The sequence below is a fragment of the Aestuariimicrobium ganziense genome (assembly GCF_015352975.1).
Lineage (GTDB): Bacteria > Actinomycetota > Actinomycetes > Propionibacteriales > Propionibacteriaceae > Aestuariimicrobium > Aestuariimicrobium ganziense.
Map to the genome: position 1 here is coordinate 280222 of NZ_JACYIZ010000005.1, position 22050 is coordinate 302271.

General features: G+C 70.1%; 19 protein-coding genes. 8 read left to right on the top strand and 11 right to left on the bottom strand.

Annotated features, from left to right (window positions below):
• Positions 1–2 precede the first annotated feature (2 nt).
• Together IE660_RS11610 and IE660_RS11615 are read right to left on the bottom strand one after the other, a co-directional pair.
• Positions 3–3404 (bottom strand): pyruvate carboxylase, encoded by a 3402-nt coding sequence (locus tag IE660_RS11610; RefSeq protein WP_203568514.1) that lies wholly within the window; start codon positions 3402–3404, stop codon positions 3–5.
• 57 nt (positions 3405–3461) lie between these two features.
• Entirely contained in the window at positions 3462–5009 is a 1548-nt protein-coding gene (locus IE660_RS11615; RefSeq protein ID WP_203568515.1) for an NCS2 family permease, read from the bottom strand.
• Between the two features lie 91 nt (positions 5010–5100).
• Between IE660_RS11615 and IE660_RS11620 the strand changes: the two genes are divergently transcribed.
• Entirely contained in the window at positions 5101–5376 is a 276-nt protein-coding gene (locus IE660_RS11620; protein WP_203568516.1) for a DUF2530 domain-containing protein, read from the top strand.
• Between the two features lie 154 nt (positions 5377–5530).
• Here the strand turns inward: IE660_RS11620 and IE660_RS11625 are convergent, their stop codons facing one another.
• Together IE660_RS11625 and IE660_RS11630 are read right to left on the bottom strand one after the other, a co-directional pair.
• Positions 5531–6340 (bottom strand): DUF3027 domain-containing protein, encoded by an 810-nt coding sequence (locus tag IE660_RS11625; protein ID WP_203568517.1) that lies wholly within the window; start codon positions 6338–6340, stop codon positions 5531–5533.
• Positions 6337–6726: a cold-shock protein gene (locus IE660_RS11630; RefSeq protein WP_203568518.1), complete on the bottom strand. Its 390-nt coding sequence runs from the start codon at positions 6724–6726 to the stop codon at positions 6337–6339. Before IE660_RS11630 ends, IE660_RS11625 begins: the two co-directional genes overlap by 4 nt.
• Before the next feature lie 149 nt (positions 6727–6875).
• Here IE660_RS11630 and IE660_RS11635 point away from each other — a divergent pair, with 149 nt between their 5' ends.
• Positions 6876–8270 (top strand): MFS transporter, encoded by a 1395-nt coding sequence (locus tag IE660_RS11635; RefSeq protein ID WP_203568519.1) that lies wholly within the window; start codon positions 6876–6878, stop codon positions 8268–8270.
• 25 nt (positions 8271–8295) lie between these two features.
• Here the strand turns inward: IE660_RS11635 and nagB are convergent, their stop codons facing one another.
• A complete protein-coding gene (nagB, locus tag IE660_RS11640) occupies positions 8296–9084 on the bottom strand; it encodes a glucosamine-6-phosphate deaminase (RefSeq protein ID WP_203568520.1) in 789 nt (262 codons plus the stop codon).
• A gap of 127 nt (positions 9085–9211) precedes the next feature.
• Here nagB and IE660_RS11645 point away from each other — a divergent pair, with 127 nt between their 5' ends.
• From IE660_RS11645 to IE660_RS11655, 3 genes are read left to right on the top strand one after another with little or no spacing between them, the layout of a single operon-like run.
• On the top strand, positions 9212–10012 hold the full coding sequence (locus IE660_RS11645; RefSeq protein ID WP_203568521.1) for a hypothetical protein: 801 nt from the start codon (positions 9212–9214) through the stop codon (positions 10010–10012).
• A gap of 50 nt (positions 10013–10062) precedes the next feature.
• Positions 10063–12099, top strand: a complete 2037-nt coding sequence (locus IE660_RS16440; RefSeq protein ID WP_203568522.1) for a helicase-associated domain-containing protein — start codon at positions 10063–10065, stop codon at positions 12097–12099.
• 40 nt (positions 12100–12139) lie between these two features.
• A complete protein-coding gene (locus tag IE660_RS11655; protein ID WP_203568523.1) occupies positions 12140–13786 on the top strand; it encodes a DNA repair helicase XPB in 1647 nt (548 codons plus the stop codon).
• Here IE660_RS11655 and IE660_RS11660 read toward each other — a convergent pair.
• The gene (locus IE660_RS11660; protein WP_203568524.1) at positions 13752–14345 is read right to left on the bottom strand and encodes an NUDIX hydrolase; all 594 of its coding nucleotides are present in this window, start codon (positions 14343–14345) and stop codon (positions 13752–13754) included. The two genes, IE660_RS11655 and IE660_RS11660, sit on opposite strands and share 35 nt — an antisense overlap.
• A 13-nt stretch (positions 14346–14358) precedes the next feature.
• The gene (locus IE660_RS11665; RefSeq protein ID WP_203568525.1) at positions 14359–14874 is read right to left on the bottom strand and encodes a ferritin; all 516 of its coding nucleotides are present in this window, start codon (positions 14872–14874) and stop codon (positions 14359–14361) included.
• A gap of 39 nt (positions 14875–14913) precedes the next feature.
• Between IE660_RS11665 and IE660_RS11670 the strand changes: the two genes are divergently transcribed.
• Positions 14914–15216: a MarR family winged helix-turn-helix transcriptional regulator gene (locus IE660_RS11670; protein ID WP_203568526.1), complete on the top strand. Its 303-nt coding sequence runs from the start codon at positions 14914–14916 to the stop codon at positions 15214–15216.
• Between the two features lie 133 nt (positions 15217–15349).
• Here the strand turns inward: IE660_RS11670 and IE660_RS11675 are convergent, their stop codons facing one another.
• A complete protein-coding gene (locus tag IE660_RS11675) occupies positions 15350–15931 on the bottom strand; it encodes a DUF1349 domain-containing protein (RefSeq protein WP_203568527.1) in 582 nt (193 codons plus the stop codon).
• 36 nt (positions 15932–15967) lie between these two features.
• Positions 15968–16654 (bottom strand): PhzF family phenazine biosynthesis protein, encoded by a 687-nt coding sequence (locus tag IE660_RS11680; RefSeq protein ID WP_203568528.1) that lies wholly within the window; start codon positions 16652–16654, stop codon positions 15968–15970.
• Positions 16655–16719: 65 nt separating this feature from the next.
• Here IE660_RS11680 and IE660_RS11685 point away from each other — a divergent pair, with 65 nt between their 5' ends.
• Positions 16720–18267 (top strand): ATP-dependent DNA ligase, encoded by a 1548-nt coding sequence (locus IE660_RS11685; protein ID WP_203568529.1) that lies wholly within the window; start codon positions 16720–16722, stop codon positions 18265–18267.
• On the opposite strand, the gene IE660_RS11690 is transcribed toward IE660_RS11685, so the two are convergent.
• Positions 18250–19680: an MFS transporter gene (locus IE660_RS11690; RefSeq protein WP_203568530.1), complete on the bottom strand. Its 1431-nt coding sequence runs from the start codon at positions 19678–19680 to the stop codon at positions 18250–18252. The genes IE660_RS11685 and IE660_RS11690 overlap by 18 nt on opposite strands.
• Positions 19677–21098, bottom strand: coding sequence for a glycoside hydrolase family 5 protein (locus IE660_RS11695; RefSeq protein WP_203568531.1), 1422 nt, complete (start codon positions 21096–21098; stop codon positions 19677–19679). Before IE660_RS11695 ends, IE660_RS11690 begins: the two co-directional genes overlap by 4 nt.
• Positions 21099–21137: 39 nt before the next feature.
• On the opposite strand from IE660_RS11695, the gene IE660_RS11700 reads away from it, so the two are divergent.
• Positions 21138–22043 carry a polysaccharide deacetylase family protein gene (locus IE660_RS11700; protein WP_203568532.1) on the top strand — a complete coding sequence of 302 codons (906 nt, stop codon included), beginning with the start codon at positions 21138–21140 and terminating at the stop codon, positions 22041–22043.
• Positions 22044–22050: the final 7 nt, after the last annotated feature.

The following is a 22050-nucleotide window of genomic DNA, read 5'->3' on the forward strand; positions in this document are numbered from 1 at the left end:
CCTCAGCCCCCGATCACCACGATCAGGTCGCCGCCCTCGCACTGCCGGGTGCCGACCAGCACGGTGCGCTCGACCGTGCCGGCCTTGGGCGCGTTGATCGAGGCCTCCATCTTCATCGCCTCGATCGTGGCCACCTGCTGGCCCGCCTCGACGCGGTCGCCCTCGTTCACCACGACGGTGACCGCACCGGCGAACGGGGCGGAGACGTGGCCGGGGTTGGTGATGTCGGCGCGCTCAGCCGCCTGCACCTCGGCCTTGATCGAGCGGTCGCGCACCCGCACCGGCCGCAACTGTCCGTTGAGGGTGCACATCACCGTGCGCTTGGCCTTCTTGTCGGGCTCCGAGATCGCCTCGAGCGCGGCGATCAGGGTGACGCCCTTGTCGATGGTGACCAGCGACTCCTCCCCCGGCTTCATGCCGAACAGGTAGGGAATCGTCGGCATCTGCGACAGGTCGCCGAACTCCTCGCGGGCGGCTTGGAACTCCTTGGTCGGTCCGGGGAACAGCAACCGGTTCAGGGTCTCCTGGCGGGTGCGTCCGGGCTGCTCGAGCAGGACGAGGTCAGCCTCGTCCACCTCGGTGAGCCGGGGCGGCTGACGGCGTCCGACCAGGGCCTTCGAACGGAACGGCTCGGGCCAGCCACCCGCCGGTGAGCCGAGTTCACCGTTGAGGAAGCCGATCACCGAGTCGGGGATGTCGAAACGCTGCGGGTCGGCCTCGAACTCGGCCGGGTCGGCGTCGACAGCGACCAGGTGCAGGGCCAGGTCGCCGACGACCTTCGAACTCGGGGTGACCTTGGTGGGGCGTCCCAGGATCTTGTCCGCGGCGGCGTACATCTGCTCGATCTGCTCGAACCGGTCGGCCAGACCCAGGGCGATCGCCTGCTGGCGAAGGTTCGACAACTGCCCGCCGGGGATCTCGTGGGTGTAGACCCGTCCGGTGGGGCTGGGCAGGCCGGACTCGAACGGCGCGTACACCCGGCGCACCGCCTCCCAGTAGGGCTCGAGGTCGGCGACGTGGCGGGCATTGAGTCGGGTCTGGCGCGGGCCGTGCTGCAGGGCCATCACCAGCGACGAGGCCGAGGGCTGGCTGGTCGTCCCCGACATCGGCGCAGCAGCCACGTCGACCGCGTCGACGCCGGCATCGATCGCCCGCAGCAGGGTGGCCAACTGCCCCCCGGCGGTGTCGTGGGTGTGCAGGTGCAGCGGAAGGTCGAACCGCTCGCGCAGGGCGCTGACCAGGGTGCGCGCGGCAGGGGCGCGCAACAGTCCGGCCATGTCCTTGATCGCCAGCACGTGCGCCCCGGCCTCGACGATCCGTTCGGCCAGACGCAGGTAGTGGTCGAGGGTGTAGATCTTCTCGTCCGGGTCTGACAGGTCAGAGGTGTAGCACAGCGCCACTTCGGCGACCGTGGTGCCCGTCTCGAGCACGGCCTCGATCGCCGGACGCATCTGGTCGACGTCGTTGAGGGCGTCGAAGATCCGGAACACGTCGACCCCGGTGGCGGCGGCCTCGTGGACGAAGGCCCGGGTCACCTCGGTGGGGTAGGGGGTGTAGCCGACGGTGTTGCGACCACGCAGCAGCATCTGCAGCGCCTGGTTGGGCATCGCCTCGCGCAGCCTGGCCAGCCGCTCCCAAGGGTCCTCGCCGAGGAAGCGCAGGGCGACATCGAAGGTGGCACCGCCCCAGCACTCCACCGACAGCAGCTCGGGCGCCATCCGCGCCAGGTGCGGGGCGACGATGGCCTGGTCGCGGGTGCGCACCCGGGTGGCCAGCAACGACTGGTGGGCGTCGCGGAAGGTGGTGTCGGTGACCTCGACGTGGTCGGAGTCGCGCAACCACCGGGCCCAGCCGGCCGGGCCGAGCTGTTCGAGCCGCTGTCGCGAACCGTCGGGGACGGGCCCGCTGATGTCGAAGTCGGGCAGCTTGGCCTCGGGTTCGAGGGTGGTGCGCGCCTCACCGTTGGGCTTGTTGACGGTGACGTCGGCCAACCAGCGCATGAGCTTGGTGCCGCGGTCCGACGGGGCCCGTGAGGTGAGCAGGTGGGGACGCTCGTCGATGAACGAGGTGGAGATGTCTCCGGCCTCGAAGTCAGGGTCGTCGAGCACGGCTCGCAGGAACGGGATGTTGGTGCTCACCCCGCGAACTCGGAACTCGGCCAGTGCCCGGCGGGCGCGCGACAGCGCCATGTGGTGGTCGCGTCCGCGGGCGGTGAGCTTGACCAGCAACGAGTCGAAGTGGCCGCTGACCTCGACACCGGTCGAGACGGTGCCGCCGTCGAGGCGAATGCCGGCACCCGAGGCGGACCGGTAGGCGGTGATCAGCCCGGTGTCGGGACGGAAACCGTTGGAGGGGTCCTCGGTGGTGATTCGGCACTGCATGGCCATGCCGCGGATGGCGACCGTCTCCTGCGACAGCCCGAGGTCGGTCAGCGTCTCGCCGCTGGCGATCCTCATCTGGGACTGGACGAGGTCGACGTCGGTGATCTCCTCGGTGACGGTGTGCTCGACCTGGATGCGCGGGTTCATCTCGATGAAGACGTGTTGACCGGCGCGGGGTCCCTCGGTCTCGACCAGGAACTCGACGGTGCCCGCGCAGGAGTAGTTGATCGAGCGGGCGAAGTTGACCGCGTCGCGGGTCAGCGCCTCGCGCAGTTCGTCGGAGATGTGCGGTGCGGGCGCGATCTCGACCACCTTCTGGTGGCGGCGCTGGATCGAGCAGTCCCGCTCGAACAGGTGCATGACGTTGCCCTGCTGGTCGGCCAGGATCTGCACCTCGATGTGGCGGGGACGAGCCACCGCCTGCTCGATGAAGACGGTCGGGTCGCCGAAGGCGGTGGTCGCCTCGCGCATGGCAGCGTTGAGCGATTCGGGCAACTGTTCGGCGGTGTCGACCCGGCGCATTCCTCGTCCGCCACCGCCGGCGACGGCTTTGACGAACACCGGGAAACCGATCTCGTCGGCCGCGGCGACCAGGGCATCGACATCGGTCGAGGGGGCGCTGGAGGCCAAGGTGGGCAGCCCGGCCGCCCGAGCGGCCTCGATCGCGCGCACCTTGTTGCCGGCCAGTTCGAGCACACTGGCCGGGGGCCCGACGAAGACCAGGCCGTTGGCGGCGCAGGCCTCGGCCAGGTTGGGGTTCTCGCTCAGGAAGCCGTAGCCGGGGTAGACAGCGTCCGCCCCGGCCAGCTTCGCGGCCCGGATGATCTCGTCGATGTCGAGGTAGGCCCGCACCGGGTGGCCCACCTCACCGATCTGGTAGGCCTCATCCGCCTTGATCCGGTGCACCGCCTTGCGGTCCTCATAAGGGAAAACGGCCACGGTCCGGCATCCGAGCTCATAGGCAGCTCGGAATGCACGGACCGCGATCTCGCCGCGGTTGGCCACCAGAACCTTCGCAAACATGGTCGAACTCTAGTGGCATGCGCAGCGGGCGCTCGACCTCAGCCAGACGGGCGGACCTCAGTCGAGCAGGCTGAACAGGATGCCCTGGGCGAAGTAGACGACGAACAGGATCGCCACCGCCCACAGCAACGGGTGCACCTGCTTGGCCTTGCCGAGCAGCAGCTTGATGAAGACCCAGAGCACGAACCCGGCACCGATGCCGACGGTGATCGAGTAGGTGAAGGGCATCAGCACGATGGTGAGGAACGCGGGGATGCCGTCCTCGACGTCGTCCCAGTCGACGTGGATGACCTGGCTCATCATCAGGAAGCCGACGAAGGCCAGCACCGGGCCGGCGGCCTCGGAGGGGACGATGTTGACGATCGGGGCGAGGAAGATGGCCAGCAGGAAGGCGATACCGGCCACGACCGAGCTGAAGCCGGTCCGGGCGCCCTCGCCGACGCCGGCTGCCGACTCGATGTAGGAGGTGTTGGACGAGACCGAGCCCAGACCACCGGCGACCGCGCCGAGCGAGTCGACCAGCAGGATCTCCTTCAGGTGCGGCGGGTTGCCGGCCTTGTTGAGCAGCCCGGCCTCAGAGCCGACCGCGACCACGGTGCCCATGGTGTCGAAGAAGTCAGCCAGCAGCAGCGAGAAGACCAGCAGCAGCAGGCCGAGGAAGATGGTGATGCTGAACCGGCCGTCGGGGGCGAAGGCGCCGAACATGTCGATCTTGCCGAGCAGGCCCAGGTTCGGGGTGACGAAGTCCTTGGCCTCGGGCAGCGTGGGCACGTTGAGCATCCAGCCCGTGGGGTTCTCGGCACCGATCTTGGGGCCGATGTGGAAGATCCGCTCGACGATCAGGCCGACCACCGAGGCGGTCAGGATGGCGATCAGCATGGCGCCCTTGATCTTGCGGACGTACAGCCCGATCAGCAGCAGGAAGCCGAAGATGCAGACCGCGATCGGCCAGCCCTGCAGCGAGCCGTTGACCCCGAAGCTCAGCAGTGGCGAGCCGGGGCGCACGATGCCTGCGTCGGCGAGACCGACCAGGGTGATGAACAGGCCGATGCCGATCGAGATGGCGGTGCGCAGTGCCGGTGGGACGGCACGAAAGATCGCCGACCGCACACCGGTGAGCACCAAGACGGTGATCAGGATGCCCTCCCAGACCACCAGCCCCATGGCCTGCGGCCAGGTCATCTGCGGGGCGATGGTGTAGGCGAGCAGCGCGTTGAGGCCCAGACCAGTGGCCAGAGCGACGGGGAAGCGTCCCCAGACACCCATCAGGATGGTGAGCACACCGGCGACCAGCGCCGTGGCCGCGCCGACCATCAGCTTGGTCTCGTCGATCGCCTCGTTGTTCAGCTGGGTCTTGGCGGCGTCGAGGAACATCGGCTGCCCGTTGAGCAGGTTGCCGTTCTTGTCGGTGGCCGTGCCGATGATCAGCGGGTTGAGCACGAGGATGTAGGCCATCGTCAGGAAGGTGACGAGGCCGCCTCGGATCTCGCGCGAGCGGTTCGAGCCGCGGGCGGTGATGTGGAACCAACGGTCGAGGCCGTCGAGGGACTGCACGGGGGCACCGGGGGGCGGAGCCGGTGCCGCCTTGGGGGAGTTCTGGACCATGGGCGACATGCTAGGGCCAGTGCGCAGCCTCGACGACAGCGGACTACCTGTCAGACGCGGACGGCCCTGCTGGGCTCCTAGACTGGGCCTCGTGCCCGAGACCCACCACCAACTGACGCAGGCTCCTGTCCAGCCCCTGGACGTCGACGGCGTCGGCATCGCCGGCATCGGCACGGCACTGTTCGCCGTGGCCACGGTGGTGTTGTGGTTCGGACGAGGCTCCTGGTTGGACGAGGGCCGTGGCTGGTGGTTCTGGGTCGGGCTGGCCGGCACCATGCTGGGGCTGGCCGGTGTCGCCTACACCCGCTGGCGAGTGGCGCGGCGTCGCAACCAGCCACCGGCACGAACGGACGACGACCTCAGCTGACGCGGGTGGGACGGACTCGTCGAGTGTCGCTGAACGCCAGCGCGAGCAACGCCATCAGTGCGAGCAGGCTGGTCAGGGTGTTGGCGCTGGTGACGGCGACCTTCACGTTGCTGTTCGCCCGCGAGCCTGGCTGACGCTCAGTCGAACCGACCCTTCAGTCGAACAGCGCGTCGTCGGTGCTGATGGTGTCGTGCACCGGGTCGTCCAACTCGATGCCGCGTTCCTCGGCGGCGACGTCGGAGTGCCCCCCACAGCCGTGGTCGATGCTGACCACGTGCCCGTCGGAGGGTGAGAACTCGTTGGTGCAGGCACCGAAGGTCGTGCCGAGCCCACCCTGCAGGCGGACGAAGTACCCGCAGGTGCGACACGGCGCTGGAGCCTGGCGGGCCAGCGGCACCTCGGGGCCACCGTTCCCGTGCAACCAGCGGTCGGCCGCCAGCTCTCGTCCCTCACGCGACAGCACCCGCTCGCGGCCCAGCCCGAGCTCAGCCACCACGACACGGGTCATCGCGGCCTCGGCGGGGTCGGTGTCGGGGGCCTGGTCGGCGCCGGTGAAGCCCGGCTCAAGACGCGGGTCGTTGTCAGGGGTCGGCAGCAGCACCCCGGGAGCGAGGTCCCCCGCTTGGATGCGGTCGGTCCACGGCACCCACGGGCGGGCCAGCAGCGCGTCGGCGCTGGGCAGCAGGACGACCTCGTTGACCGTCGGGATCCGGGCACGGGACGCCCGGACCAGGGTGACCGCCCAGCGCCAGTCGACGTAGGCCGGGTGCGGGCAGGCGAACAGGTGGGTGACCACCCGGTCGCCCTCGACCACGACGCCGAGGTGCTCGCCGACGCCGAAGTCGGCGGCAGCCTCCTCGGCGGCCTGACGGGCGAGGTCGACGGCGGCCGCCGTCACCGCGTCCGCCTTGGCTGCTCGCGCCGATCTGGTGGTGCTGGGGGTGGTGAGGCTGGGGGTACTCAACTCGACAGGTCCAGTTCGTCAGCGACCGCTCGAAGCACCTGGGCGATCTTGCCGGCGTGCTTGGCGTCAGGGTGGCGGCCGTGGCGGTAGCCGTTGCCGACGCTGTCGAGCATCTTGATCAGGTCCTCGATCAGCGGGGCCATGGCGTCGGGCTTCTTGCGCAGCGACTTGGCCACCGAGGGCGGGGCATCGATCAGCTGGATCGACAGCGCCTGCTCGCCGCGGCGGCCGGTGGCGACGCCGAACTCGACCTTCTGCCCCGGCTTGAGGGTTGTTACGCCGGGCGGCAGCGCACTGGAGGGGATGTGGACATCCCCGCCGTCCTCCTTGGTGAGGAAACCGAACCCCTTCTCCGCGTCGTAGAAACGCACCTTGCCGATGGGCACCAGAACTCTCCTGTGTCAGCCGGTCACCCGGCAGCGGTCGTCCGACAAGCCTATCGGCCGCACCCGGGCATTCCCAACAGATTCGTCGAGGCTCGCACGAGATCGGACGACTCCGGCCGGTCCCTTCCACTAGCGTGGCTCTCGTAGCCATGACTGCATCCACCCTCCCCCCTGCCCCACCCGCCACTGCACGCGTCCCCCTGTGGCGTCGCGGCGTCCTCGGCAACCCCGGATACCCCCGCTACGTCATCGCGATGATGCAGGGCGCCACCGGGTGGTGGATCAGCCGCATCGCCCAGGACTGGCTGCTGCTCGAACTCACCGGAGACCTGACCGCCATGGGCCTGGCCACCTCGCTGCAGTTCCTGCCGCTGCTGGTCTTCGGTCTCTACGGCGGCGTGCTGGCCGACAAGTTCAACGTACGCACCCTGCTGGTGCTGTCACAGGTCGGCATGGTGGCGGTCAGCGCCACCTTGGCGGTGCTGGCCATCAGCGGGACGATCCTGCCGTGGCACATCTTCGTCGCCGCCGGCCTGACCGGCATGATGCAGGTGATCGAGCAGCCCGCCCGTGCCTCGACCATCGCCCAGCTCGCCGGTCCGCACATCGGGCAGGCCCTGTCACTCAACTCCATCGCCTTCCAGTTGGCCGGCTTCTGGGGCCCCGGCCTGAGCGCGGCCGTCGTGGCCTCGCTGGGCCCGGGGTGGGCGTTCGCCGCCAACGGCCTGGGCTGCGCGATCACCATCGCCCTGCTGTGGCGCATCCCCACCAAGGACCCCGAGCCCACCGCGGCCCGAACCGTGAGCCTGCGCCGGGGGTTGGCCTCGATGCGCGACACCACCGAGATCGGCTGGACCATGGTGCTGGCGGCCATCCTCGCCCTGCTCGCGTTGAACATGCCGCTGATCTACGCCGACATGGCCAACCGTCAGTTCGGCACCGGGGTCGAGGGCTACTCGCTGTTCAACTCGGTCGGCGCCGTGGGTTGCATCGTCGGCGCCCTGGTCTCGGCGCGGGTGTCGACCAAGCCTCGGCTGCGATGGCTGACCGCCCTGCTGGCCGCTCTCGCGGTCATCCTGCTGGCAGCCTCGATGAGCCCGGGATGGATGGTGTTCGCCGCCATGGTGGCCGCGCTGAGCGCGGTCTCGCTGACCTTCCAGTTGCTGTCGAACGCCCTGGTGCAGCTCGCAGTCGACCCAGAGGCCCGCGGCCGGGTGATGGGCCTGTACACCCTGATCGTCTTCGGCGGCATGTCGCTGGCCGGACCACTGGTCGGTGCGGTGGTGCAGCGCATCGGTGGGCGCGACACCCTGGTCATCATCGGCGGGCTGCTGCTGATCATGACGATGGTCACCGCGATGCTGATCGCCCGGTTTGCCGGGCAGCGACTGACCCTGAGCAGGCAGGGCGTCACCATCTCGGAGCCCGCAGTGCCTCGCCACGTGCGGCTCGCCGAGCACGCGCTCAGCGACGCCGAGCGGGCTCGCGCGCGTGCCGAGGAGTCCCTGCAACGCGCAGAGCGCTTCCAGGCCGAGACCGACTGAAGCGATCCGTCGAACCGCCAGGTGCCTAGCCGTCGGCGCGGTGGTGCGCCGGCAGCCGGTCCCAGGTGTCGCGGTAGTAGTCGGCCAGCGCCAGACGACCGGCAGCGGCCTCGTCCACGATGACGCTGGCGCGTCGGTGGAACTGCAGCACCGACGCTGGCCACATCGCCGAGACCGGGCCCTCGACGGCCTGGGCCACCGCTTCGGCCTTGCCCTCCCCCATGGCCACCAGGACGATGGTGCGCGCCTCCATGATCGTGCCCAGACCTTGGGTGACGCAGTGGACCGGCACCGGGACGCCGTTGGTGAAGAAGCGTTGGTTGGCGACGCGGGTGGTCTCGGCCAGGGTCTTCATCCGGGTGCGTGAGGTGAACGAACTGGTGGGTTCGTTGAAGCCGATGTGGCCGTTGGCGCCAATGCCCAGGATCTGGGCGTCGATGCCGCCGGCGGCGACGATCGCCTGCTCGTAGTCCTCGCAGGCCGCGATCAGGTCGTCGGCCATGCCGTCGGGCACGTGCACCCGTGACGGGTCCATCCGCAGCGGTTCGGTGACCGTGGCCTTGATGGTGGCGGCGTACGACTGGGGATGGTCGGCGGGCAGCCCGACGTACTCGTCGAGGGCGAAGGCGTGGGCGCGGCTGAGGTCGAGTTCACCGGCATCGATCCGGCGGGCCAGGTCGGCGTAGATCGTCAGCGGTGACGACCCGGTGGCCACCCCCAGGACGGGCTCGTCCCGGCCCGCGATCGCGTCGACGATGCGCTCCGCAGCGATCCTGGCGACGTCCTCGCCGCTGGAGCAGATGATGACCTCCACTGCGACCTCCTTGGTGTGGCTTGGCCCCAACGCCCCGACCGTAGCCGCACCGGCAGCGGGCGGCCACGGATATGGCCCGAACCGCGCAGCCGGGATGCATGCCCTGAGACGTCCTAGACTGGTCGGCATGGCTGACTGGCGCGATGGGGCTGAGTACGCACCCCTCGAACGACCGGACGGCTTCGCGACCCCCCGCGCCGAACCGTTGGAGACACCGCCGCCACGCCTCGACCTGGCCGCTGGCGCCCCGCTGCAGCACCCGGCCACCTTCCAGCCCAACCCCACGCCCGTTCCTCCGCTGGAGGCGCTGGTGCCGGCGACCGGCCCGAGTCGCGACCCCATGGTCGCGTTCGACAGCGCGTCCGAGCACATCAGCGACGGCTCCGCAGCCTGGGGCGCCGCCCACGCCCAGGCCGGTCCGACGTTCAACCCGCGCGCCCCGATGGCGGTCAGCACCTGGCAGCCCGACCAGCCCTTCGGTGCACCCAGCGGCAGCCCCGCCCAGTTCGCCCCCCCGACCGGCACCCCGGTCGCGCCCGCGATCGGTGCCCCAGCGCCGGGCACCTTCGGCCCACCCGCCCCTGGCGGACGACTGCAGTCGTCCAATCCCACCCTCAACCAAGCCCTCTCGGTGATCAGGTCGGTCGGCTGGCCGCTGTTCGCGGTGCTGGCCGCTGGGGTGCTGATTCGTCCGCTGTCAGGGTTGTTGTTGATCGCGGCGATCGTCCTGACCACGCGCACCAAGGTGGCCCGCAACCGGTTGCAGCAGATCCACGGAATCGCCGCCTCGGTGGCGCTGATCGGCGGCCTGTTCCTCAACCAGACCCGAGACCCGCTCGACGCGATCAACATCTGGTCGCAGGTGTGCTGCATGGTGCTGCTGGTGCTCACCTACCTGTTCGCCTCCCAGGCGAAGCGCCCCTCCTGACCCGGGCCGGACGCACCGTGACCGAGGGCGCGCCCCGATCGATTGCCGACGTGATCCGAGGCCTGGACGCCGAGGCACTGACCGCGCTGTTGCGGGCACGGCCCGACCTGGCCCACCCCCGCCCCTCCTCGACCGGTGAGGTCGCCGAACGCGCCACCTCACCCGCCTCAGTGAGACTCGCGCTGGAGGGTCTGGACCGTTGGCAGCGCCGAGTGGCGACCGGCGCTGCCGCGTTCGACACCATCTCTGTGCGCCACCTGGCTGCGTTGCTCGAGGCAGACCGCGGGGCGGTCGCGAGGGCGGTGGCAGCCCTGCGTGCCCGAGCGCTGCTCTGGGGGCCTGACACCAAGCTGCGGCTGGTCTCCGCCGCCAGGATCGCGCTGGGCCCACACCCCGCCGGCTTGGCACCTGACTCACCGACCCCGCTGTCGTCCGACCAGGTGGCCACCCTGCTGGCCGAGGTGGACGACGAGGAACGCGCCGTGCTCGACCGGCTCACCTGGGACTGCCCGGTCGGTCGCGTCAGCAACGCCACCCGCACCCTCGACCTCGCCCAAGCCCAGTCACCGGTCGAACGGCTGCTGGCGAGGCGCCTGCTGCGGCCCAGCGACGACGACCACGTGGTGCTGCCGCGCGAGGTCAGCCTGGCGGTGCGCGAGGGGCGACTGTTCCAGCAGCGCGTGGACGACCGTCCGCCCGACTGGCCGGTCGGCACCTCGTCCCCGCTGGCAGAGGACGCAGGGCTCGGCACCGCAGTGCACCTGGCGGCGACCGCGGTGCTGCTCGCCGACGAACTGGGAGCGATGGCTCCTCGCCCGTTGGCCACCGGCGGCATCAGTCGGCGAGACCAGGCCACCCTGGCCGAGGTGGTGGGCGACGCGGGTCTGGCAGAGCTGCTGGTCGCGCTGCTGGGCCGGCTGCGACTGATCACTTCGTCGGCCTCGGCGTGGCTGCCCACCACCCGCTTCGACACCTGGGCTGCCGCTGATGGCTTCAGCCGGTGGGCGAGCCTGGTCGAGGCGTGGGTGGAACTCGCCGACCACGACCGGATCCGTCGCGCCGGCGTCGACGAACTGCGCTCGGCCCCGGCTGGGATGGTGGTCGATGCGGCCACGCTCACCGAGCGGGTGCTGTGGCGTCATCCCCACCTCGCGGTCGACGAGGTCGCGCGGGTGGCGACCGCGGTGCTGCAGGACGCCGACCGGTTGGGGCTGTCGGCACTGGGCGTGCGCACCAGCCTGTGGGAGGCCACCGAGGACCCGGGCTTCCCGGCGGCCGGCACCCAGTTCCTGGTGCAGTCCGACCTGACCGCGGTCTCCCCCGGCCCGTTGACCCTCGAGGTGGCCCGCACGCTGGCCCTGGTCACCGAACGGGAGTCGCCCGGGCCTGCGAGTGTGCACCGCTTCACGCCAGCGTCGGTGCGCCGCGCCCTGGACGCCGGTTGGTCGGTCGAGCAGCTGAGGGTCTGGCTGGACGAGCACTCGTCCACCACGCTCCCCCAGCCACTGGCCTACCTGCTCGACGACGTCGCCCGCCAGCACGGCCGTATCAGGGTGCGGGCCACCAGCAGCGTGGTCAGAGTGGACGACGAGGCGGTCGCTGAGGCCCTGGTTCGACATCCTCGGGCCGCCGAGCTCGGTGTGGTCAGGCTGGCCCCGACCGTCTTGGCCTCCGACGCCGAACCGGAGGAGCTGGTGCTCGCCCTGCGCGAGCTGGGCCATGCCCCGATCGCCGAGGGACGCACCGGCGAACCCCTGCACCGTCCACCGGCGCGGCGACTGCCCACGCCGGGGGTGGCACCTCGTCCCAGCACACCGTCGACCGACCAGTTGCGGGCGCTGGTCAACACCCTGCACGCCGGCCAGGGGGCCAGCCGGGCCCAGGCCGACCTCGTCGAAGTACTGGCCTCGGGTCAGCGCGACGCGTCCTGGCTCGACCTGGACTACGTCGACGACCAGGGCCGCCAGCGCAGTGCCACGGTGCGGGTGCTCACCCTGGCCGGCGGGCAGGTGCGGCTGGTGCGCCGCGGTGCGGGGCAGCTGGTCGTGCCGGTCAGCCGGGTGGTGCGCGCCCAGCCGATCGGTTGACCGACACCTGCCGCGGCGGGCAGGGGCATACTGGGCGACGATGAATCCCAACGGACCCCTGATCGTCCAGTCCGACCGCACCCTGTTGCTCGAGGTCGACCACCCCGAGGCGGACGCCTGCCGGATCGCGATCGCCCCCTTCGCAGAACTCGAGCGCGCCCCTGAGCACGTGCACACCTACCGGATCACCCCACTCGGGTTGTGGAATGCCTGCGCCGCCGGGCACGACGCCGAGGAGGTGGTCGACGCGCTGCTGAGCTGGTCGCGCTACCCGGTGCCCTCGTCGCTGCTGCTCGACATCACCGAGACCATCGGCCGCTACGGCCGGCTGCGGATCGAGAAGCACCCCACCCACGGGCTGGTGATGGTCTCGACCGACAAGGCGGTGCTCACCGAGGTGCTCCGCTCCTTGGCGGTCAAGGGGCTGGTCGGGGCCAGGATCGACGACGAGACCGTGGTGGTGCACCCCAGCGAGCGCGGCCACCTCAAGCAGGTGCTGCTCAAGTTGGGCTGGCCGGCCGACGACCTGGCCGGGTTCGTCCGCGGTGAGGAGCACCCGATCGCGCTCGAGCAGGACGGCTGGAAACTCAGGCCCTATCAGACCCAGGCGGCGGACTCGTTCTGGCACGGCGGGTCGGGTGTGGTGGTGCTGCCCTGCGGGGCGGGCAAGACCGTGGTTGGCGCGGCGGCAATGGCCCACGCGCAGGCCACCACGCTGATCCTGGTCACCAACACCGTCGCCGCCCGGCAGTGGAAGGACGAGTTGGTGCGTCGCACCAGCCTGAGCCCCGACGAGATCGGCGAGTACTCCGGGTCTCGCAAGGAGATTCGTCCGGTGACCATCGCCACCTACCAAGTGGTGACCACCAAGCGCGGCGGCCAACACACCCACCTGGAGTTGTTCAACGCCCGCGACTGGGGGCTGGTGATCTACGACGAGGTGCACCTGCTGCCAGCGCCGGTGTTCCGGATGACCGCCGACCTGCAGGCCAGGCGGCGGCTCGGGCTGACCGCCACCCTGGTGCGCGAGGACGGCCGCGAGGGCGACGTGTTCTCCCTGATCGGACCGAAGCGCTACGACGCGCCGTGGCGTGACATCGAGGCGCAGGGATGGATCGCGCCCGCCGACTGCGTCGAGGTGCGGGTGACGTTGACCGATGACGAGCGGCTGGCCTACGCGGTGGCCGATCCCGACGTGCGTTACCGGCTGGCCTCGACGGCGGAGTCGAAGAACCAGGTGGTGCTCGACCTGGTCGAACGCCACCGAGGCACCCCGACGCTGGTGATCGGCCAGTACGTCGACCAGTTGCACGACCTGGCTGAACGCACCGGGGCGGCGCTGATCACCGGTGAGACCACCACCCGCCAGCGCGAACGCACCTACCAGTCCTTCCGTGACGGCGAGATCGACCTGCTGGTGGTGAGCAAGGTGGCGAACTTCTCGATCGACCTGCCCTCGGCCGAGGTGGCGATCCAAGTGTCTGGGGCATTCGGCTCACGCCAGGAGGAGGCGCAGCGTTTGGGCAGGATCCTTCGTCCCAAGGACGGGTTGGTGGCCCGGTTCTACGCGCTGGTCAGCCGCGACACCGTCGATGCCGAGTTCGCCCAGCACCGCCAGCGCTTCCTGGCCGAGCAGGGCTATGCCTACCGAATCATCGATTCCGAGAATCTGGATGAGCTGGACTGATTCGACTGGCCCAGGTGGCATCCACCGGCACGGTCGACTCGTCCACCTCGCCCCACTCGAGGCAGGACGAGTCGTCGGCGGTCACCAACTCGGCCAGCTGAGCCGGCCAGACCTCACGCTTGCCGAGGTCATCCAGGGCGAACCAGCCGTGGCCGAGCAGGGTGAGCTTCTCGAGTTCGGTGAACCCTGAGGTGTCGACCTCGAACTCGTCCAGCCGCACCCGGTAGAACCACTCCTCCTGCACCAGCACTTGGTCGGAGTAGCCGTGAATGACCACCCGGTGGGCGAGCGGACCCTCGAGGTCGGCGTCGTCGACGACCAGCCCGGTCTCCTCGCGCAGTTCGCGGCGGGCGGCCTCGCGCGGGGTCTCACCGGGGTCGAGTCCGCCGCCTGGGGTGACCCACCACTGCGAGCCGGGCAGGCCGGGGTCGGTGTCGGCGAACAGCAGGACGCGGCCGGCCGGGGAGACGACGACCACGCGGGCGGCCCGGCGCTGTTTGCGCGGACGGTCCTGCGGCGCCAGGCACACCCCGGTGCGGGTGCGGAAGGGTTCGCTCACCTGGGTGGGATGGTCACTCGGCCTCGGTGCCCTCGCTGGTGCGTGCGCCCAGCTCGGCGTCCAGGCGCAGCAGGCCGGGGCCGTCGTCACCGATCATCTTGATCCGGCCGATGATCTCGCTGACGGTGGCCTCCTCCTCGAGTTGCTCGTCGATGAACCAGGTCAGCAGCGGGCGGGCGTCGAGGTCGCCGGCCTTGTCACAGGAGCGGTAGAGCTCGCGGATCGACTCCGAGACCAGCTCTTCGTGGGCCAGGGCGGCCTCGAACACGTCGAGGGCGGTGGCCGACTTCTCCACCTTGGGGGCAGCGATCGCCTTGATCGAGGGGTTGCCGTCGCGGTCGACGACGTGCTTGATGAACTTGTTCGCGTGCACGAGTTCCTCATCGGCCTGGGCGCGCAGCCAGTGCGCCATGCCGGGCAGGTCGAGTGAGTCGACCTGGATGGCGAGCTGCTGGTAGGTGATCGCGGCACCGAACTCCAGGGTGATCTGGTCGTCGAACAGCGGGGCAAGTTCTGCAGGCATCTTCATGCTCACCGACGCTAGCGCGCAGCTCGGACGTTTTCGCGGATGGGCTCAACTGGCTCAGCTGGCCAGGGCGAGCGGCAGCACCTGCGCGGGAGTACCCCGGTCGGCCACCCGTCCGTGGTCGAGGACGAGCACCTCGTCGGCACCCTCAAGGGACTGGCGATCCGCAGCCCCGACCCCGACGACCGACGCGCGATCAGGGTGCACGTCACTGACCAGGGGCGCGCGGTGCTCGAGCAGGCCGACCGGGCGCGCGACCTCGTCCACGAAGAGGTCTTCGCCGCACTGGACGAGTCAGAGCGCGCTCACCTGCAGTCCCTGCTCAACAAGCTCGACGAGCACTGATCCCGTCACGGCGACAAGCCACGCGCTGAGGCACACCTTGGTGCGTCGAGCACAGGCAATTGCGTGTGCTTCAGGCAACAGGTTGTGCTTCAGCGCCCATGGCAGCCGCCCTGAGCGCCCATCGCGGCAGCTCTCAGTGCAGCGAGGCGTCGGCGTCGCCGCGCGACCAGCTGACCATGCGCACCGTCAGCCCGGCGCGGCTGGGCGCCGCCACCAGGGGCCCCGCCGAGGTCTCGTACTCGCCGGGCCAGTGCGCCAACCGCACCAGGTGCAGCGCGTCCCCGTCGCGGGCCGCGCGAACGGTCAGGCTGTCGGGTCCACGCGAGACCCGTACTCGGACGCGGTGCCCCAACCAGGTCGGCACCGGAGCCACCGACCAGTCACTGAACTCGTGGGTGACCACCGATCCGACTTGCAGCGCGCCGTCGGCGAACTCCACCCCCGCCTTGACCCAGCGGTTCGAGTCGGCCACCACGAAGATCCCGGCCTGGTCGAACTCTTCGGAGAAGTCGGCCTCGAAGACCACCTCCATCGACTCCCCCACCGCCAGCGGTGCGACCAGCCCGTGCTCGGAGTCGTGGACGAAGCCGTAGCTGGTCGTGCGCCACGCGTCCGACTCCTCCACCGCGGTCACCAGCAGCGAGCCGTCCAGGTCGACCTCGGCCGACACCGGTTCGTGGGTCCAGCGGCCTTCGTCCCAGTTCACAGTCTGCATGGGGCCATCCTGCCCCGACCTCGGCCTCAGCGCTGGTCAGACCGACAGTCTGGCCACCGCCGCAGCCGTCAGTTCGGCGTCGCGCACGGCCCGCCCGCTGAGCCGCACCAGCCCACCGTCGGTCGGCGCAACGGCGATCCTCGAACCGACGCCCTGGAGGATCTGCAGTTCTCGTCCCAGTGCGGCGGCCAGCACCACGGCCGCGGACCCAGTGGCCTCGTCCTCGTCGATGCCCAGGTGCCGGGCGAAGAACCTGGCCCTGACCCGGCCGGCCGGCTCGTCCAGCCACGACCACAGGTAGTCGGCGCGCGGGTTGGTGCCCGGCTCGGACGAGTCGACCTGTGCGGGGGTCGCCAGTTGCAGCAGGTTCACCTCGGGGCACGTGGCCGGGTTGGCCGTCACCGTCGCCCCACTCAGCGTGGCCTCGACCGGCACCGGGCCAGCGTCAGTGTGCAGGGCCTGGACGCCTCTTCCGTTGACGTGCAGCAGCCACGCCGCACCCACCGTGGGGTGTCCCGCGAAGGCCAGTCGCGTGGTGGGGGTGTGGATCCGCAGCGAGCCGCACTCGGCGTCGTCGATGAAGATCGTCTCGGAGAACCCGAGTGCGGCAGCAATGGTCTGTGCCTGCTCGTGCCCGATCGATGCACTGTCGTGCACCACACCGAGGGGGTTGCCGTGGGCTCCGGAGGCGTCGGTGAAGACGCGCAGCACCTCGATGTCCATCCCGGCAGCCTAGGAGTCCACTCACCGCGAGCACCAATCGAGGGTTCCTGCGACAAGCTGGGCACATGCTGCTGAACGAGGTCGTCGCCACATCGGGTCAGGTCGCGTCGACCCGTTCGCGCAAGCAGAAGATCGCCCTGCTGGCTGCCTGCCTGACCAGCGCCCATGCCCAGGGCGCCGACCTCGAGGTGATCGCCAGTTGGCTCGCCGGTCGCCTGCGCCAGCGCCGCACCGGGGTGGGCTGGCGATCGGTGCACGACCTTCCCGCGCCCGCAGCCTCGCCCACATTGACCACCGCTCAGGTCGAAGACACCTTCGCCGCCCTCGGGGCCGTGGCCGGCCAAGGCTCACGGACGAGTAGGAGCGGCGCCGTCGAGCAGCTGTTCAGCGCTGCCACGGACGACGAACAGCAGTGGCTGCGTGGCATCATCACCGGCGAGGTGCGCCAGGGCGCGCTCGACGCCCTGGTGCAGGAGGCGTTGGCGGTGGCCACCGCCGCGCCGCTGGTGACGGTGCGGCGCGCGGCGATGCTGGCCGGTGGCACGCCCCCGGTGGCCGAGCTCGCCTTCAGCGGCGGCGCACCGGCACTCGCACAGGTCGCGCTCACCCCCGGCCGACCGGTGCTGCCGATGCTCGCCTCGAGTGCCCCCGATCTGGCGACCGCACTGGACCGGCTGTCCCCCACCGGCCACGAGCAGGTGGCGGTCGACGCCAAGCTCGACGGCATCCGCCTGCAGGCCCACAAGCACGCCGGTCAGGTGGTGCTGGCCACCCGCAGCCTCGACGTGATCACCGACCGGCTGCCCGAGGTGGTGGCAGTGGTCGAGGCGCTGCCCGCCGATGACCTCGTCCTCGACGGTGAGGCGCTGTGGATGGACGAGGCCGGTCGTCCGCGCGCCTTCCAGGAGACCGCCTCGCGCACCGCGCAGAGCGACGGGGGCGCGGTCACCCCGTTCTTCTTCGACCTGCTGCACCTCGACGGCGTTGACCTGCTCGACCGCCCTGCCCACGAGCGCTGGGCCGCCCTGGAGCGCCTCGTCCCGGAACGGTTCCGCGTCGAGCGACTGGTCACCGCCGACCCGGACGAGGCCGCGTCCTTCCAGTGGCGTGTGCTCGCCGAGGGGCACGAGGGCGTGGTGGTCAAGGACGTGGAGGCACCCTACGACGCCGGGCGCCGGGGCTCGTCCTGGATCAAGGTCAAGCCGGTGCACACCCTCGACCTGGTGGTGCTGGCGGTCGAGCAGGGTTCGGGACGCCGCCGCGGCTGGCTGTCGAACATCCACCTCGGCGCCCGCAGTGCGGCCACCGGTGAGTTCGTCATGGTGGGCAAGACCTTCAAGGGCATGACCGACCAGATGTTGGCCTGGCAGACCCAGCGTTTCACCGAGTTGGCGACCGGCCCGACCGACGGCTGGGTGGTGCCGGTGCGTCCTGAACAGGTGGTCGAGATCGCCCTCGACGGCATCCAGCGCTCCACCCGCTACCCCGGCGGGGTCGCGCTGCGGTTCGCCCGGGTCGTCGGCTACCGCGACGACAAGACCGTCGACCAGGTCGACACCATCGAGGCGATCCGCGAGCAGTTCTGGGGACGAGCCTCAGCCGGCGACGCCTGAGGCCGGACGCACCGGGGTCTCCAGACCACCTTCGCGGCGCCCCCGGCTCCACTGGCTGAGTTCCTCCTCGAGCCGTCGTCCGTACGGCAGGAACAGCAGCGGCACCAGGCCGACCAGGCAGAAGGCGATCGGCACCAGGGCGGTCGCCACCCGGATGCCCAACTGTGCGGTCTCGCCCTGCAACCCGCCGCCCTCGACAAAGCCGAACCGGCTGAGGATCGCCATGTAGAGCACCAACTGCACCCCCGACAGCGGCGCCGACAACAGCGCCCGGATCGAGGCGAACAGCCCGGTCTTGCGGGTGCCCGACTGGCGCTCGTTGTCGTCGACCAGACAGGCATCCAGCGCCACCCCAGCCATCGACATCACGTGCCGGCCGGCCATGATCGCCACGTAGCAGCCCAGCACCACCCACCAGGTCGAGGCGAAGAACAGCGCGGCGAAGCCCAGCATGTAGGGCACCGACCCCACCCAGATCGAGGTGCGTCCGCCCAGGCGCTTGACCACCCTCGCCAGCAGCGGAAGCACCGCCAACACGATCAGCATCGATCCGGAGTCGGCGACGGTGGCCTGCCAGCCCTGCGCCCGGATCACGTGGTCCATGAAGTAGAGGAAGCCGGTGAAGTAGATGCCCATCGGGGCCATCGCCAGCAACTGGTAGCCGAACCAGGCCCAGAACGCGCGCATCCGCACGATCGACAGCACGTCCTGCTTGAGTTCGGCCCGGCTGATCGTTCCGCCGTTGTCGCCGTGTTCGTACAGGTGATCGGGATCGGGCAGTCGCCAGACCGCGATCGCGTAGACGGCGGCGTTGACCGCGACCACACCGGTGAGCAGCAGGGCCATCACGGTGTGGTCGTTGACGAGGTCACCGACCAGCAACTGGGTGGCGACCACCGTGGCCAGGAAGCTGATCGCGTTGCCGATCCAGGTGCGGACGACCTCGACGTCGACCCGGTCCTGCCGGGTGGGGGCGACCAGGTAGAACCAACTCGTGGCCGAGATCAGGTAGAACGTGGCGGCGACGTCGAAGATGAACAACTCGGCCAGGAACACCAGGAACAAGGTGTTCTGGCTCCAGTCGGGTTGGCTCCAGGCCATCGCCACCAGGCCGAGCACCATGAACGGGACGGTGCGCCGCATCACCGGGACGAACTTGCCGCGTCCGGGCTTGTGGCGCATCTTGTCGAGCAGCACCCCGAAGACGGGGTCGTTCAGCACGTTCCACAGGTTGAACCAGAAGTAGACCCAACCCACCTTGTCGGCGCCCAGTCCGAGGACGTCGGTGTAGAACTTCACGTAGACGTTGTGGATGATGACGCTGCTCATCCACATGGCAGGCAGGGGTGCGGCCACCCGTGCCCGCTGCCGCAGGGTGAGCCGGCCCTGCTCGGCGACGACGCCGGCGGTCACCACCGTGCCCGGAGTTCGAGGCTTCCCGTGCGTGGCTCGACGGTGACCTGTCGACCGTCGAGGACGAGCGGCACGGCCGCCCCCTGGTCGTCGGTGACCGTCACCTCGGCGCCCGGTTCGGCGAGCCAGAAAGCCGACTCGGCCTCACCGGCCCCGGTCCAGCGCGCGGTGAAGGTGCCGTTGTCGCTGCCGAAGTGGTCGATCGTGCCGTCGACGGCCCTCGGACGAGACCTGCGCAACACCCGGGCGGCCTCGGTGTCGGCGAAGTCGCGTTCCCAGCACCAGTAGGTGTGCGACCAGCCGAACCGGTCGAACAGGTCGAGCAGGTGCGTACCGTGGTCGGTGACCCCGACGTGGCGGCCGAAGGCACCCCACTCCCCCACGATCACCGGCACCTGCCAACGCTGCTGGGCCTCCTGCGCCCGGGTGAAGATGGTCTCGGCACGAGTGTTGCTGGCCAGCGGCACGGCGTCGGTGTCGACCACCAGGTCGTAGCCGTGCGGGGAGTAGACCACCTGGTCACCGCCCACCTCGACCAATGAGGGCACCCCGGTGTTGGAGAAGTAGGTGTGCTCGCGCAGCAGCAGGCGGGCGAACCCGGCTGCACGCACCGCCCACCAGACCCGGTCGTAGAAGCCTTGGACGACCTCGTCGAACGGCTGCAGCGCGGGCGCCACCTGGTCGCCGACCGCGCGGTGCACGGCAACGTCGTCGAGGTGGGCCAACTGCTCCAGCTTGCCCTCGTCACTGCCCCAGGACGCCATGACGTCGTCCAGGTCCTGGCCGGTGGCGGCGGCCACGGCGCCGAGCAGGTGCCCGGCCAGCAGCGGCGCCTCGCTGCCCGGGGTGGGCTCGTTGAGCACGTCGATGCCGATCACGGCGGGATGGTTGCCGAAGCGAGCCAGCAGTTCGAGCCAGAACTCGGTCAGGTGGTCCTGCAGGCCGCGCCCGGCGACCTCAGCGTTCGACCAGAAGGCGTCGAGCGACTCGTGCACCGCCGGCGAGCGCAGGTAGCCGTCGCTCCACAGTTCCGCAGCGTCGAAGGTCTGCTCGGTCAGGGTGGCCCACTGCGGGGCCCCGTCGCTGAACTGCTGGGAGTACAGGTCCTGGTGGGCATCGAGGACGACGACCATCCCCCGGGCATGCAACTCGTCCAACTGCTCGCCCAGCCAGGCCAGGTAGGGCTCGTCCCACACCCCCGGTGCGGGTGCCGCGGCAGCCCAGATCACTGCGAGCCTGACAAGGTTGATGCCCAACTCCCCAGCGAGGAAGTCGAGGTCGGTGCTCGTCCAGTCACCACGGAACGACGGGTCTCCCGCCCGCGCCCCGGTGTCACCCTTCCTGACCAGGTTGATGCCGTGGAACAGCACCTGTCGTCCGAGTTCGTCGCGCAGCACCGTGGCGTCGGTGACCAGCATTGTCTCCCCCTCGTTCGCCCTGGATGGAATCATGGCAGCATGCACTCAACCCTGCAGCGACTTGGCCTTTCTCCCTCCACCCGGGCGGTGGTGCTGCACGCCGACGACGTCGGCATGTGCCACGCGACCATCCCTGCCGCCATCGAACTGTTCGCCTGCGGCGGCATCTCGTCGGCCTCGCTGATGGCTCCCTGCCCCTGGGCCAAGGTCGCCGCCGAGCAACTGCTCGAGGCTGACGCCCCCGACCTGGGCGCCCACTGGACACTGACCAGCGAGTGGCCGGCCTACCGGTGGCCACCGCTCACCAGTGACCCGAGCCTGCTCGACGACGAGGGACGACTGCCGCGCACCGTCGAGCAGGCGCGGGCCAATGCCACCACCGAGGCGGTGCGGGCAGAGTTGGCCGCGCAGGTCGACCTGCTCAAGGGATGGGGGTTGACCGTGACCCACGCCGACACCCACATGGGCACCCTGGCTGCCCCGCGACTGCAGCCGGTCGCGCTCGAGGTCGGCCTCGATCACCAACTGTGGCCGCTGACGGTGGCTTTCGACGAGCAGCAGTGGCACGACCGCGGACTCGACGAACAGTCGGCCACCGCCGCCGCTGACCACATCCGTCGCCTGGCCGACCAGGGGCTGCCGATGATCGACCACATCCGCAGCCTTCCACTGGAGCACGCCGACGACCACCTGGGCATCGCCGAGCAGACCCTGCGTGAGCTGCAGCCCGGCATCACCCACTTCCTGTTCCATCCGGTCGTCGACACTCCCGAGGTGCGCGCCGCCACCCCCGACTGGGCTGGCCGGGTCGCCAACTTCGAGGCGATGCGCGACCCGCGCATCCAGACCGTGATCGACCAGGAGGACTTGGTCGTGCTGCCCTACTCGGCGCTGCAGGGGCTGCTGCCGGGTGGCGCCGGTGACCCGGTGGGCGTAGAGTCCTGATCCCTCC

Coding starts and splice junctions, on each gene's coding strand:
- IE660_RS11610 (WP_203568514.1), bottom strand. CDS start 3,404: ATGTTTGCGAAGGTTCTGGTGGCCAACCGCGGCGAGATCGCGGTCCGT.
- IE660_RS11615 (WP_203568515.1), bottom strand. CDS start 5,009: ATGGTCCAGAACTCCCCCAAGGCGGCACCGGCTCCGCCCCCCGGTGCC.
- IE660_RS11635 (WP_203568519.1), top strand. CDS start 6,876: ATGACTGCATCCACCCTCCCCCCTGCCCCACCCGCCACTGCACGCGTC.
- IE660_RS11645 (WP_203568521.1), top strand. CDS start 9,212: ATGGCTGACTGGCGCGATGGGGCTGAGTACGCACCCCTCGAACGACCG.
- IE660_RS11655 (WP_203568523.1), top strand. CDS start 12,140: ATGAATCCCAACGGACCCCTGATCGTCCAGTCCGACCGCACCCTGTTG.
- IE660_RS11665 (WP_203568525.1), bottom strand. CDS start 14,874: ATGAAGATGCCTGCAGAACTTGCCCCGCTGTTCGACGACCAGATCACC.
- IE660_RS11670 (WP_203568526.1), top strand. CDS start 14,914: ATGGGCTCAACTGGCTCAGCTGGCCAGGGCGAGCGGCAGCACCTGCGC.
- IE660_RS11675 (WP_203568527.1), bottom strand. CDS start 15,931: ATGCAGACTGTGAACTGGGACGAAGGCCGCTGGACCCACGAACCGGTG.
- IE660_RS11680 (WP_203568528.1), bottom strand. CDS start 16,654: ATGGACATCGAGGTGCTGCGCGTCTTCACCGACGCCTCCGGAGCCCAC.
- IE660_RS11685 (WP_203568529.1), top strand. CDS start 16,720: ATGCTGCTGAACGAGGTCGTCGCCACATCGGGTCAGGTCGCGTCGACC.
- IE660_RS11695 (WP_203568531.1), bottom strand. CDS start 21,098: ATGCTGGTCACCGACGCCACGGTGCTGCGCGACGAACTCGGACGACAG.
- IE660_RS11700 (WP_203568532.1), top strand. CDS start 21,138: ATGCACTCAACCCTGCAGCGACTTGGCCTTTCTCCCTCCACCCGGGCG.